Genomic DNA, 13,033 nt, shown 5'->3' with positions numbered 1-13,033 from the left:
CCGAACTGCCGAATCACTGTTCGATGCGTCTGGTCGCACAGTCGGGGCAGGTGCCCCAGTAGACGACCTCCGCCTCATCGATCACGAACCCCTGGTCGTCCGAAGCGGTGAGGCAGGGAGCGTGGCCGACGGCGCAGTCGATGTCCGCGATCGCGCCGCACGAGCGGCACACCACATGGTGGTGGTTGTCCCCCACCCGCGACTCGTAGCGGGCGGTCGCGCCGACGGGCTCGATGCGGCGCACCAAACCGGCGTTGGTGAGCGCGCGCAACACGTCGTACACCGCCTGGTGGGAAACCCTGGGAAGTTCGGCCCTGACCAGGGCGATCACCGTGTCGGTGTCGATGTGCGCATGATCGCGCAGCGCGGTGAGCACTGCCAACCGCGGCCGGGTCACGCGCAGCGAGACCGCTCGCAACTGCGCCTCGAAGTCAGACGCCATACAATCGACATATATCACTTTTCTGGAATAATTCAAGTTTGCTCCCGGGCATGGCGGGTCCGGCCAAGCGAACGGGACACCTCAACCGGTGGGACGGGCTGTCAGCGCGGCGGCGGCCGCCCGCGACCACGCCGTGTCGATCGACCCTGACACCTTCGAGGCCGGCCCCGCGGATACCGAGCGGCTTCGCGCCGCTCTCAGGGAAGCCGTTGCGCGGCGGCCGACGGGGGCGACCCCGCTCCGCCATGAAGAGCGTCCAGGTGACGAGCGCCGCCACCACCGCGATCGGCAGCGCGGGCGGCGACCTCTGACAGCTTTTTCGCGTTCCCGCGCCACGCGTGCGCGGCCCACAAGATCCCAGGTCCGGGGCACCGCAGACCTCCGTGCGGTCCTCCGGTGGCAGCCGTTGGCAGGAAGCGGACGCGCCGGGGCAGCTTACTGCCTCCCATTCGTCTGGTTCGGCGATTGCCGAAAGCGCAGAGTTGGTTGTGCGAGAACGAAACACAAAACAACTCACAAAGGGACCGAAGAAATGAACCTCACCGCTTCCGCCAAGGCCCGCCGCGTCTCCCGCTTCTCGCTCGTCATCGGCGCCGGAATCATCGCCGGAATCTTCACCCTGAACGCCGCCCCCGCCTCCGCCGACAGCACCTGGGACCGCGCCTCCAGCAGCGTCACCAGCTCCGACAGCACCTGGGACACCCCCTCCAACCTGGACGACAGCACCTGGGACACCCCGAGCGCCACCACCGACGACAGCACCTGGGACTAATGGCGAAATCGGCGCCCGGAAAATGCAAAACAAATGGGCTCGAACATTCAGCTCACCTCGACGCCGAACCAATCCGAATCCACGACATAAGAACTCCGCCCGCGAGGTACAAGTAAATCAGGCCGACCGAACTCGATAGTCTGACGGCAACCGGCAACTGGCCCATCTCGACTCGGTTCTCACCGACGACCGCCTGGCCTTCGTCCACGGCGACGCCAGCATCCCGGCCCTGGTCAACACACTGGTCGCCCAGCACTTCGCCGCCGAATCGAACGCGATCCACCCCTGCCGCGACGCCTCCCCGTTCACCAGACTCATGTGTGACACCCATGCCGCTGTTCCCTCCCCCGTGCCGCTGCGGCATCCGGCGGTCACTCGGCATACGGCAGACCATGGATCTCGATGAAGCGTGCTCCCCGAGATCGTCTCGCCGAGCCACCGAATCAGGGCTTCGCCCTCGGCGTCCTCAACTGGAGCGCGGTTGACGCGTGGCGGCGTGGTACTGGTGGATGAGCCAGCGCCCCTCCGCCTGGGCGGCCACGATGGACAGGCGGACCAGGTGGACATCACCGGTTGGCGCGGTGAAGGTCACCTCCGCGAGTCCGTGCACGATCGTTCGGCTCGGCTGGGCGGCGGACAGCACCTCGGCCTGTGCTGTCGTACCGCGGGTGACCCTGGCGTAATACTCGTGGATGTCCCGGGGGCCGCGTCTGAGCCGTGGGCTGATGCCCTGGAAGTGCGCGTCCCGGCTGAACAGGGCGACCATCTGGGAGGGTTGGTGCGCGTTGAAGGCGTGCTGCCAGTCGTGCAGCAGCCCGGTGAGGACGTCTGTGGCCTCGGCGCCGGTCATCGTCATCGCGGGGAACCCGCGTGCAGAGCCTCCCGCGTCCACCGGTGTCGTGGCTGGGTGTGCAGCCGCCAGTAGTGCTCGGCGATGTCGTCGGGATCGAAGTCGGTGCCGGGGGCGACCGGGCCGGCCACGGTGACGCTCGCCACGTGTACGCCGGCGGGCCCGTACTCCTGGCCGAGCAGCGTGACCAGGGTACGGACACCTGCCTTGCCCAGGGAGAGGCTCACGTACCGCGGCTCGGGCTCGGGCATGCCGCCGGTGATGAGGATCGTGCCGTGCCCGCGGGCCGCCATGGCGGGCGCGACGTGGGCCGCGGCGTTGAGCGCGCCGACCACGTTCACCGCCCAGGCCTCCATGTGGCCGCGTACCGGCAGCTCGCCCGGCGCGTCCGGCTGGATGATCGCGGCGTTGTAGACGAGGACGTCCGGCACGCCGTGCGCGCTGACGGCCTGGTCGAGCGCGGCGTTCAGCCCGGCCTGGTCGGTGCTGTCGGCCTCCGACGTGACAACGGGAACACCACTGGGAGCAACCGCCTCGGCCGCGGCACGCAAGGTCCGCTCACTCCGGGCGATCAGCCCGATCGGCAGCCCTTCCCTGGCGAACCGGCGGGCCACCGCCTGCCCGATCCCCGGACCAGCACCAATGATCACAGCGCCTGACATCGACCCACTCCTCACTTCTCGATCAGCGACACGGATGCCGGCGACGGCCCGGCATTCAGCCACCGCCGGCAGCCGGAACGGTAAGGCGTCACATCGGTGTGATGGTCAAGCGGAAGGAGCCGGGTGACCCGGCTCACCGACCGGGATTCCTGGACCTTTTCCGGGCAACCTCTCGTGAGGGGATCCGGCCGCAGGTCACGCGTGGCCGGGCTGTGCGTTGTTCGTCCAGTTGATCGACGCGCTGCGACCCGACCACTGCAACGACGGCAAGACCTCGGACGGCTGCCACCTGCCCGGAAACCCTCTCCCGGACCTGGCGCGGGCCCCGGCGGCGGGTGCCGAACGGGGCGCCACAAGTTCTCGCAAGCCTGGGGTTTTCCCCAGGCCATCTCCTGACGCGGCCCTGACGAGCGATCCCTAGAGTGCGGTGTGTGCTCGATGAGGGAGAGCGATATGCCTGAGCTGGAGGGATTCCCCTACACGGAGGCGGAGTTCGCGGCCGACGGCGGCCTGCTGTCCGATTCCGTCGCCGAGGTGGCCGCGGGCGGACGGCCGCCGACCGACCTGATCGTGCTGGTACACGGCTGGAACAACACCCCCTCGATCGCGCGTGAGCTGTACAAGTCGTTCGCGCGGTCGCTCAGGGCCGTGGCCCGGCCGGCCGGCGACCGCACGGTCGGCCTGTACGGGGTCCTGTGGCCGTCCGCCAAATGGGACTGGTTCGAACGGCTGACCGGCAGCCTGACCGCGCTCGACACGGGGCCGGGCACGGAGCTGGGCATCCGCCTGGACGGGCTGCGCGAGGTGTTCGTCACCGAGGAGGCGCGGCAACGGCTGGCCCAGGCCCGCGAGCTGCTGCCCGGGCTGGAGCGTTCCAGGCAGGCGCAGCGGGAGTTCGTCACCGTCGTACGCGGCCTGCTGCCGGGCTCCGCCACCGCGGACGAGGACGCGCCGGACGAGCTCTTCGCGCTCAGCTCCGAGGCGCTCGTCGAGCGGCTCAGCCGGCGGCTCGTGCCGCCGCCCGGCAAGGACGACGTGGCGGTTCCCGCGGACAGCCTGCTGTGGAACATCGCCGGCGGCTTCCTCGAAGGCGCCAGGAGGCTGATCGACTTCATCGGCTACTACGAGATGAAGGAGCGGGCGGGCACGGTGGGGACCGGGCTGGCCCGGTTCCTGCGTACCCGGGTCCCCGCCGGGGTGCGGGTGCACCTCGTCGGCCACAGCTTCGGCGCCAGGCTGGTGTCCGCGGCGGCGGCCACCGAGGCGGGCGGGATCGGCCGGCGGCCCTGCTCGGTGACGCTCCTCCAGGGCGCCTTCTCGCACCACGGTTTCGCCCGGGCCTACCGCGACGGCCGCGACGGGCGGTTCCGCTCGGCGGTGACCTCCGGCGTCGTCACCGGGCCGATGCTCATCTCGCACACCAGGAACGACCTGCTCGTCAGCATCGCGTACGGCGTCGCCTCCCAGCTCGCCGGACACGAGGGCGAGGACGCCTTCGGCCCCGCCAACCCCTACGGCGGGATCGGCGCCAACGGTGCGCAGAGCACGCCCGAGGCGATCCAGGCCCGGCTGCTGCCCGCCGGCCGGCCGTATGACCTGACCCCCGGCCGTCCGCACAACCTCCTGGCCGACGACTTCATCCCCGACCACGTCACGGTGGCGGGTCGCGAGGTCGCTCATGCGATCTTGTCGGCCGTGGCCGCCACACCCTGAACAAGGAGCCGGCACATGCCGCAGATCGCCCGTCTACAGGAGCGTCTCGGGACGGTCTTCCTCCCCGAGGCCCAGGAGATCGTGCCCACCCAGGAGGCGGCGCCCCTGCCCGCCATCACCGAGACGGCCGACGAGCCGCAGGCGCCGGTGCCGGGCCCGATCCCGTTCCCGCCGTTAAAGCTGTGCGTCACCAAGCTCAGGCAGGGCTGCTACCGGCTGCGGTTCACCCCCAAGGGATCTCCCACCGCCTTCCGCGGCACCCTGCGGGTGGAGGACGCGGGCGCGAACCTCAGGTTCTCCGGTGACCTCTACAAATATCGTCCCGCGGCCTCCGACGACGCCGCCGACGCCGTCATCCCCATTCCGGTCTATCCCCGGCTGGACTACCACTCCTACCTGAAGGGCACGCAGGCCAGGCTCGTCACCCTCGTGCGGCCCGGCGTGCCCTGCCCGTTCAGCCTGGCGTTCGAGCAGTTCTCCTACCTGCACCCGGCCACGGGGTTCAAGGGCGGCTTCAACCCGGCGCCCGACCGGACGATCCGTTTCGACCTGCGGGCCACCCCCACCCAGGACTTCTACCAGGGCAGCGCCTTCGACGGGCTCACCGAGCTCGGCGACGTGAGCATCCGCTGGATCTCCCCGTCGTTCCGGCGCGCCCGCGTCCAGCCGCACACGCTGCAGGGCGCGGTCTCGCCGCCGGTGACCGTGGGCGGCGAGACCTTCTCCACGCCCTTCGCCAAGGCGGGCTGGGACCTGTCCGTCAGCGCCGACAGCATCATCCCGCTGCCCCCGGCACTGGCCGGGACCGACATCAACGACTCCTGGCCCGAGGAGAGCCTGCACACCCTGATGGCGTCGGTCCCCACCTACGACCCGGCCATCCTCGACGAGGAGTGGCTGGTCCACCTCATCTGCGTGCCCGCCCGGCTGGGCAGCGGGCGCGGCGTCATGTTCGACTCCTCGCTCGGCGCGGACCCCGACGAGATCGCCAGGGAGGGCAGCGCCACCTTCAGCCATGACGGCTACCCCTCCGGCGAATGCCCGGACGGCCAGGGCGGATCCCACTACGACGGGGCCGCCGGCCAGCCGCAGCACCAGGTGCCGCGCGCGTTCCTCCGCTCGGCGACGCACGAGATCGGCCACGCCTTCAACCAGATCCACACCTTCTTCGAGGCCCCGTCCGACAACTCGATCATGAGCCCGACGCCCACCGTGGCCACCGTGATCGGGTTGCCCGGCAAGTTCCCGGACGAGATCAAGATGGAGTTCAGCCCGACGGTCACCAAGCACCTCAACCACCTGCCCGATCCCGCGGTACGGCCGGGCGCGATGGAGTTCTTCGGCGCCGCCGTCTCCGCTCCCGAGCCCGCGGACATGGACTGGCCGGACAGCCTGGAGCTCACCGTCACGCCCGCCAAGACCCAGCTCGTCATGGGCGAGCCCGTGTCGCTGACCTGGGAGCTGGCCAATCGCGGCGACACGGCCGCCGTCGTGCCGGCCGGCCTCGACGTCCAGTCGCTCATCGCCAGGGTCAGCGTCGCCGACCCGCAGGGCGGGATCACGTTCATGCGGCCCGCCGACCTGTCGGCCTGCCCGTCGGCGAGCATGACCGAGCTGCGGCCGGGAGCGGTCCTGTCCGGCTCGACCACGCTGTACTGGGGCACCGACGGCTTCGCCTTCAAGATGCCCGGACGGCACACGGTCGAGGTCATCGTGATGTGGCAGAGCGCCGAGACACCGCGGCCGATCCCCGGAGCCGCCGACGTGCGGGAAGCCCTCCCCGTGCTCGAAGCGGTGTCGGGAACCGCCACCGTCTTCGTCGCCTATCCCATCGCCGCCGCCGACAACGACCTGGCCGACCTGCTGCTCGACCCGGACGTCGGCAAGGCCGTCGCCCTCGGCCGGCCGTACGGGGAGGCGGTCGCGCGGGTGCGGGACGCCGCGGCCATCGCACCCGGGCACGCCGCCACGGTGGCGCTCAGGGAGATGGGCCCGCCGCAGTTCGGCGGCTAGAGTCGGCCAGGTGGACCGCAGGCTCGTCGAGCTTCCCGGACCGGCCGTGGCCGCCGCCACCGACGGCACGACCGTCTGGTGCGCGGCGGCCGGCCGGCTGCTCGCGTTCGATCCGTACGGCTCCCCCACCGGCTCGGTGCCCGCCCCGCCAGGGCTGCGTTCCCTCGCCGCCGTCGCCGGGACCCTGGTGGCGGCGGGCGAGGCGCTCTCCTGGCTGGACCCGGGCGCAGGCAAGCCGGTCGCGACCCTGGCCGCGGGCCAGGACACGGTCGTCGTGGCCGGCGGCGGGGCGGTGTGGGCCGCCTCGCCGCGTGAGGAGCGTGCCTGGCCGCTGCCCGCGCCGGGAGCCCTCGGGGCACCGGTCGCCGCGCCCGGCCTGAGCCGGTGCGCCGCCGCCGGGGACCGCCTGTGGTGGACCTCCCGCCACGACACCCTGCTCCGCGGCGGCCCCCAGCCGGTCGATCTCGGCGTACGCGCGGTGGCCGCGATGACGGTGTGCGCGGGAGCGGTCTGGCTGGCGGCGACGGACACGTTGCTGCAGGTCAACGCCTGGTCGGGGCGGCCGGGGCCGGGGTTCGGCCTGATGGCCTCCAGCGTGGACTGCGCCGGGGGCGTCCTGGCCGGCGGCTGTCCGGGTCAGGGCCTGTTCGTCCTGGACCCGGCCAGGGACGAGGGGCCGAGGCGGCTGGCTGATGAGCCGCCCGGCACGCTGGGCGCGATCGTCGGGTGCCCGCCGGCGGTGTGGGCCCTGTCCGCGGAGGAGCCCGCCGCCCTCGTCGTGCCCCTGACCGCGTTCAGGTGACGGCAGGCCACCCGCGACCGGTCTTCTCCGCCCCCGGCCGCCGGGCACTCGGACGCGCTCGCGCCACAGAGTGTCAGCGGGACGTGGCCGATACGGACGTGCTCGGCTGTCGTGCCCGTGGCAGGGCGGTGAAGCGCCGGGTCGAGATGGCGACGAGGAGTCCGAGTGCGGCGTAGGCCGCCCCGAGCAGGCTGGCGGCCGGCCATCCCATGGTGCTGTAGGCCCAGGTGGTGGTGATCGCACCGAGCGCGGAGCCGAGGGAGTAGAAGGCCATGTAGGCGCCGATGACGCTGCTGCTCCGGTCGGGGCGGGCGGTGGTGAGCAGGTGCTGGCTGCTGACGTGCACGGCCTGCACGGCGAAGTCCAGGACGACGACGCCGGCGATCAGCAGCCACAGCGACGACCTCGCCTGAGCGATCAGCAGCCACGAGGCGGTGAGCAGGGCCAGCGACCAGCCGGTGACCGAGCGCGCCAGGCCGCGGTCGGCCCAGCGGCCGGCCCGGGCCGCGCCCAGCGCCCCGATGAGACCGGCGAGTCCGAACAATCCGATCTCGGTGGTGCCGAAGTGCCACGGCGCATCGCCGAGCGGGAGCGCCAGCCCGCTCCACAGCGTGCCGAAGGAGGCGAACAGGAAGAACGCGACCAGTCCCCGGCTGAGCAGGAGGCGGTCGCCCACGACCAGCCGGCCCAGCGACGACAGCAGGTCCCCGTACCCGGCCCGGGGGCGGTGGGTGTCGGCTTCGAGGGTGAATCGGGCGGCTAGGGCGAGCACCGCGCACAGCCCGGCGATGACGAGGTAGACCAGGCGCCAGCCGGCCAGCTCGCCCAGTGTGCCCGCGACCACCCGGACGCCGAGGATCCCGATGACCACGCCCGAGGTGACCGTTCCGATGTTGCGGCCGCGCTCGCCGGCCGGTGAGACGGCGGCGACGTAGGCCACCGTGATCTGGACGACCACGGCGAACAGCCCGGCCAGGGCCAGGCCCGCGATCGCGATGCCGGCGGCGGGCGCGGCGGCGGCCACCCCCGCGCCTGCCGCCGTGAGCAGCAGGTGCACCGTGATGAGCCTGCGGCGGTCGAACAGGTCACCGAGCGGGACCAGCAGCACCAGCCCCGCGAGATAGCCGATCTGGCCGGCGGCGGCCAGCCGGCCCAGCGCTCCCTCCCCCAGCCCGAGGTCCGCGCCCGCGGCCTCGAGGACCGGCTGGATTCCGTAGACGGTCGACACCGCCACCGCGCACACCAGCGCGAGCACGGCCCGCTGCCGCCTGGTCAGTCCTGACGCCACAACACCCTCCGATAAGTTTCAAAATGCAACCTATTCGAAAGTAGGGCATAATGGTTTCAGATCGCAACCCATCGTGGAGGGGGCCGGTGGACGTCACACTCGCCGCGGGAAGCGCCTGGACCGACCCGGCCTGCCCGGTCGCACGGACCGTCGACCTGATAGGCGACCGGTGGAGCCTGCTGATCATCCGCGACGCGATGGACGGGGCGACCGCCTTCACCGAGTTCCATCAGCGGCTGGGGATCGCCCGCAACATCCTCACCGACCGGCTCCGCAAGCTCGTCGAGCACGGCATCCTCGACAAGAGCGCCGCCACCGACGGCAGGCGGCACACCTACCGGCTCACCGAGGCCGGGCAGGACCTCTTCACGGCCGTCGTCGCCCTCCGCCAATGGGGCGAGCGCCACGCCTTCGCCCCGGACGAGCCGCACTCCGTCCTGGTCGACGGCCACGGGCGCGAGCTTCCCGAGCTCCGCCCGCTCGGCCAGGACGGCGCGCCGCTCTCCGCCGAGGCGTCACACGTCAGGAAAACCGTCTGAGCCCGGCCGCGCCCCCCATCGGGTCAGCCGGTGACCGTGACGTCGTCCCCGCGGGCACGGCGATTCACCGGGCTTGGGGCTGGTGTCCGGCCTCGGCCGGCGGCGCCTTCGAGGCGGTGCCGCGGGTGGCGAAGGCCGAATACCTCGGCACCCAGCGCATCAGTGCCCCGGCGGCGATCACCCCCACCGCGCCCATCGCGATGATGCCCGCCGCCAGGCTGCCCAGCCCGGCGGCGGCCGAGACGACCAGCGGTCCTCCGGCGCTGCCCGAATCGGCGCAGAGCCGCCACACCCCGAGGAACTTCGACCGCACCTTCGGCGGTGCGACGTCCGCCCCGAGGGTCATCAGGATGCCCGCGCCGATGCCGTTGCCGAGGCCCATGAACATGGCCACGACGGTCAGCGACACGAGGCCGTTCGTCAGAGGCAGCAGGCCCTGGGTGAGCCCGAGCACCAGCATCGACGGCACGGCGATCCACAGCCGCCCGGCCCGGTCCATGATCTTGCCGGAGGGGTAGAAGGTCATGGTGTCCACCAGGCCCGCGATGCCGAAGACGACGCTCGTCGTGGCGGGGTCGAGGCCCAGGTGATCGGCCCACAGGGGCAGCACGGTCTGCCGCGTGGCCCGCACCGCGCCCACGAGGAACACGGCCATGCCGAGGGTGAGGAACACCTGGCGGTGCCGTACGACCAGGGAGCGGACGGAGACGGCCGGCGAGCGTTGCTCATGGGTTCTGACCGGTTCGGCCACGTCGGGCACGAACAGGACGATCAGCCCGGCCGCCACCGCGCAGCCCAGGGCGAGCCAGAAGACGTCACGCACCGGGTGGTCGCGCACGACCAGGGCCCCGACGAAGGGGCCGACGAAGGCCCCCACGCGGCTCATGCCGCCGAGCGTGGACATCGCCCTGGCCCTGAGCCGGGCGGGGATGATCTCGGCCAGGTATGACTGCCGAGCCAGGACGAACACGGCGTTCGTCGCGCCGGTGGCGGTGACGGCGATCTCCAACTGCCAAAGCGTACGCGCCATGGCACAGCCCAGGAGCGTCAGGACGGCCACCCCGGCGGCGATGAGCATCGCCTTGCGGTCACCGAGCCGGGCCGCCAGAGCCCCGGCGGGCACGTCGCCCAGGATCTGCCCCACGCCCAGCAGCGCGAGGACCAGCCCCGCCTCACCGACCGAGGCGCCGAGCTCGCGACCGCTCAGCGCGAGCATCGGCGTGAGCGCCCCCATGCCCGTCTCGAAGACCAGTGCGGGCAGGAAGACCGCCGGCGTCACGCTGATCAGGGACACCCGGCGAGAACTCACGTGCATCCGCCTCGCTTCGCTGTAGGCATTACGTCGTGCCTGGCGATGCTATTCGGACGGCCTTGATGAGGGGCGGGCAGGGTGGCCAGAACATCTGACATCTGTCATCTGGCCCTCGTTGTGGATCTTGGCCGATCCGCCACCAGGGCTTCTGGTGGCCACCGGCTCGTTCGCCTGTGCGTCGTTGTACGCATCCGCCCCCAGCATGCGTTTCTACACAGAAATGAAATATTTCGCCCTTCTAGGTTGAAAGCGCTCCAACGGCTGGGGCACACACGCGCGTTGCGCGGCGGCCTGCGCAACCTGGTGGTGGACGTGGCCGGGCTCGGCTTCTGCGATTCCGAAGGGCTGGAGGCGCTGCTGCCGGTGGGCACCGCGACGGGGTCCGTGGTCGCCTCGTCGGACCACTTCGCGACCTGCTTGACGCGTCAAAGCGTCCTGTTCAGCGCCTGGTCCAGGTCTTCCCAGAGATCCTCGACATGCTCACAGCCGACACTCAAGCGCAACAGGCTCGCGGGCACGTGCTCCTGGCCCGGCAGCTTCGCCCGGCGCTCGATCGTGCTCTCCACGCCGCCCAGGCTCGTCGCGGCCCGGATGACACCGAGACCCTCGCACACCCTGTCCGCGGCCTGCTCGCCGCCGCTCACCTCGAAGGAGAGCACGGCCCCGAAGCCGTCCATCTGCGCGGCGGCGCGAGAGTGGCCGGGGTCGTCCGCCAATCCCGGGTAGCGCACCCGGCTGACCGCTGGGTGAGCGTGGAGGCGTTCGGCGAGTTCGCCGGCTGACCGCTGTCCGGCGGCCAGGCGCACGGCCATGGTGCGCAGCCCGCGCAGGGCCAGGTACGCCTCCAGACCTCCGGGGGTGGCGCCGGCGAGCTCCCGGCGGGTGCCCAGTTGCTCGTTCAGGTCCTCGTCAGCCGTCACGGTCAGGCCGATCAGCAGGTCAGAATGGCCGCCGATGAACTTCGTACCGCTGTGCACCACGAAATCGGCGCCGAGGGTCAGGGGACGCTGCAGCAACGGCGTGGCGAACGTGTTGTCGACGGCGACGAGCGTGCCGGCGGCGCGTGCCCCCGCGCACAGGCGTGCGAGGTCGGCGACGTCCATCAATGGGTTGGTCGGCGACTCCAGCCACAGCAGGTCGGCGCTCTCCGCGGCGGTCAGCACCGCGTCGGTGTCGGTCACGTCGACGTAATCGAGCTTCCAGCGGCCACGGGCGCCGTCGGTCCTGAGCAGTGCGCGCAGGGTCGAGTAGCTGTCGCTCGGCACGACGACCCGAGACCCGATGGGCAGAAGGTCCAGGACCGCGAAGACCGCCGCCATGCCCGAGGCGAACGCGGTGGCATGGCCACCTTCCAGCGCCCCGACGGCGGCCTCGAGCGCCCGCCAGGTCGGCGTGCCGCCATCGCGGGAGTACTCCACGGTCGCCAGGCCGGGACTGCCGGCACGGAAGTTCGACGCCATCACGATCGGCACGTTCAGCGGCTCTCCCGGCCGGTCCGGCGGACGCCCGGCCGTCACCGCCACCGTCTCGGGGCGCATGTGACGCGTCCCCCTGTCCGGCATGCCGTCCTCATGTCCCGCCACAGCCGAATCACCACCCTAATTTCACCGGAAGTGCACTAGATTACACCGAATAGTGCAGCCACTTGAGGGGTGGTCGAGGATGACGGACCTGAGCCAGGTCGCCGCGGCGATCGCCATTCGTGTGCGATCCAGCCGCCTGGAGCGCGGCTGGACGCTGGACGCGCTCGCGGCCCGCTCGGGTGTGAGCCGGCGGATGCTCGTCAGCCTCGAAGGCGGGCAGACCAACCCGAGCATCGCCACTCTCCTGCGCCTGGCGGACAGCCTGGGGATCGGGCTTCCGGCACTGGTCCAGGTCGCCCAGGCGCCGGCGCTGACCGTGACCCGGGCAGGCGACGCGCCGACGCTCTGGCGAGGGCCGTCCGGCGGACAGGCCAGGCTGCTGGCCGGTACGAAGCCGCCGAACGTGGTGGAGATGTGGGAGTGGGTGCTGGAACCCGGGGAGAGCCACGGCAGTGACGCGCATTCCGCGGGCACCCGCGAACTGCTGCTGGTCCTGGAAGGTGAGGTCCGGGTGACAGCCTCCGACGAGGTCGCACTGCTTTCCGCGGGTGACTCGGTGACCTTTCCCGGGGACCGGGATCACGCCTACGCCAATCCCGCTCCGCCTCCCGGCCCACCGGCGCGTTTCGTGCTGACCGTCCTGCAGCCGGGCGTGGGCCTGGACTGACGACCGAGCCGGAATTGTTCGAAATCCGGCAGCGGACGAATCTTCCGGGCCCCCGGTACAGCCGTTGCCGGAGCAACACCGTGACAAGGATGGCGCCATCTCGGTCGCCGATTCAGCCGCTTGCCCGAAACGATCCGGTGTTCCATTCGACGCGGGCAACGCAATGAAATGTTCCGAGGCCGTTCGCCGGGCCGGAAGCTGGCGCGTAAACACAAGGAATTGGCACGCGGGCGCAAGGACATCCGCAGGCCCATCTGCAAGCCTCAGGAGGTCCCCGATATCCCACGCCCGCAGGGATTCGGGTACTGGACGCGCGCTTCCTCCGCAGCGCGACACGGCTGAAGCATGAGACACTGCCGCGAATTGGATCAAGCACTCTGATCGCCACGA

General features: G+C 71.3%; 12 protein-coding genes. 6 read left to right on the top strand and 6 right to left on the bottom strand.

The features are described from left to right. Positions 1 to 13: 13 nt before the first annotated feature. Positions 14 to 442, bottom strand: a complete 429-nt coding sequence (locus tag ABGB18_RS01860; protein ID WP_347693508.1) for a Fur family transcriptional regulator — start codon at positions 440 to 442, stop codon at positions 14 to 16. Between the two features lie 532 nt (positions 443 to 974). Between ABGB18_RS01860 and ABGB18_RS01855 the strand changes: the two genes are divergently transcribed. Continuing rightward, positions 975 to 1,214 carry a hypothetical protein gene (locus tag ABGB18_RS01855; protein ID WP_347693507.1) on the top strand — a complete coding sequence of 80 codons (240 nt, stop codon included), beginning with the start codon at positions 975 to 977 and terminating at the stop codon, positions 1,212 to 1,214. A 466-nt stretch (positions 1,215 to 1,680) separates the two neighbouring features. Here the strand turns inward: ABGB18_RS01855 and ABGB18_RS01850 are convergent, their stop codons facing one another. Both ABGB18_RS01850 and ABGB18_RS01845 read right to left on the bottom strand, forming a co-directional pair. After that, entirely contained in the window at positions 1,681 to 2,070 is a 390-nt protein-coding gene (locus ABGB18_RS01850; protein ID WP_347693506.1) for an SgcJ/EcaC family oxidoreductase, read from the bottom strand. Further along, a complete protein-coding gene (locus tag ABGB18_RS01845; protein ID WP_347693505.1) occupies positions 2,067 to 2,726 on the bottom strand; it encodes an SDR family NAD(P)-dependent oxidoreductase in 660 nt (219 codons plus the stop codon). Before ABGB18_RS01845 ends, ABGB18_RS01850 begins: the two co-directional genes overlap by 4 nt. A gap of 453 nt (positions 2,727 to 3,179) precedes the next feature. Here ABGB18_RS01845 and ABGB18_RS01840 point away from each other — a divergent pair, with 453 nt between their 5' ends. From ABGB18_RS01840 to ABGB18_RS01830, 3 genes are read left to right on the top strand one after another with little or no spacing between them, the layout of a single operon-like run. After that, a complete protein-coding gene (locus tag ABGB18_RS01840) occupies positions 3,180 to 4,439 on the top strand; it encodes a hypothetical protein (protein WP_347693504.1) in 1,260 nt (419 codons plus the stop codon). A gap of 15 nt (positions 4,440 to 4,454) precedes the next feature. Then, positions 4,455 to 6,452 carry a hypothetical protein gene (locus ABGB18_RS01835; RefSeq protein WP_347693503.1) on the top strand — a complete coding sequence of 666 codons (1,998 nt, stop codon included), beginning with the start codon at positions 4,455 to 4,457 and terminating at the stop codon, positions 6,450 to 6,452. 10 nt (positions 6,453 to 6,462) lie between these two features. Continuing rightward, positions 6,463 to 7,254: a hypothetical protein gene (locus ABGB18_RS01830; RefSeq protein WP_347693502.1), complete on the top strand. Its 792-nt coding sequence runs from the start codon at positions 6,463 to 6,465 to the stop codon at positions 7,252 to 7,254. Positions 7,255 to 7,327: 73 nt separating this feature from the next. Here the strand turns inward: ABGB18_RS01830 and ABGB18_RS01825 are convergent, their stop codons facing one another. Then, positions 7,328 to 8,542, bottom strand: coding sequence for an MFS transporter (locus ABGB18_RS01825; RefSeq protein ID WP_347693501.1), 1,215 nt, complete (start codon positions 8,540 to 8,542; stop codon positions 7,328 to 7,330). Positions 8,543 to 8,628: 86 nt separating this feature from the next. Here ABGB18_RS01825 and ABGB18_RS01820 point away from each other — a divergent pair, with 86 nt between their 5' ends. Continuing rightward, positions 8,629 to 9,081, top strand: coding sequence for a helix-turn-helix domain-containing protein (locus tag ABGB18_RS01820; protein WP_347693500.1), 453 nt, complete (start codon positions 8,629 to 8,631; stop codon positions 9,079 to 9,081). A 64-nt stretch (positions 9,082 to 9,145) separates the two neighbouring features. Here ABGB18_RS01820 and ABGB18_RS01815 read toward each other — a convergent pair whose 3' ends face one another. Both ABGB18_RS01815 and ABGB18_RS01810 read right to left on the bottom strand, forming a co-directional pair. Next, positions 9,146 to 10,390, bottom strand: a complete 1,245-nt coding sequence (locus ABGB18_RS01815) for an MFS transporter (protein ID WP_347693499.1) — start codon at positions 10,388 to 10,390, stop codon at positions 9,146 to 9,148. A gap of 428 nt (positions 10,391 to 10,818) precedes the next feature. Continuing rightward, positions 10,819 to 11,931 carry a PLP-dependent aspartate aminotransferase family protein gene (locus ABGB18_RS01810; RefSeq protein ID WP_347693498.1) on the bottom strand — a complete coding sequence of 371 codons (1,113 nt, stop codon included), beginning with the start codon at positions 11,929 to 11,931 and terminating at the stop codon, positions 10,819 to 10,821. Between the two features lie 124 nt (positions 11,932 to 12,055). Here ABGB18_RS01810 and ABGB18_RS01805 point away from each other — a divergent pair, with 124 nt between their 5' ends. Continuing rightward, positions 12,056 to 12,643: an XRE family transcriptional regulator gene (locus ABGB18_RS01805; protein WP_347693497.1), complete on the top strand. Its 588-nt coding sequence runs from the start codon at positions 12,056 to 12,058 to the stop codon at positions 12,641 to 12,643. The last annotated feature ends 390 nt before the right edge of the window (positions 12,644 to 13,033 follow it).

The organism is Nonomuraea sp. B12E4, assembly GCF_039871825.1.
Taxonomy (GTDB): domain Bacteria; phylum Actinomycetota; class Actinomycetes; order Streptosporangiales; family Streptosporangiaceae; genus Nonomuraea.
The sequence above is the reverse complement of the archived record's forward strand: the minus strand, read 5'-3'. Positions and strand labels throughout refer to the sequence as shown.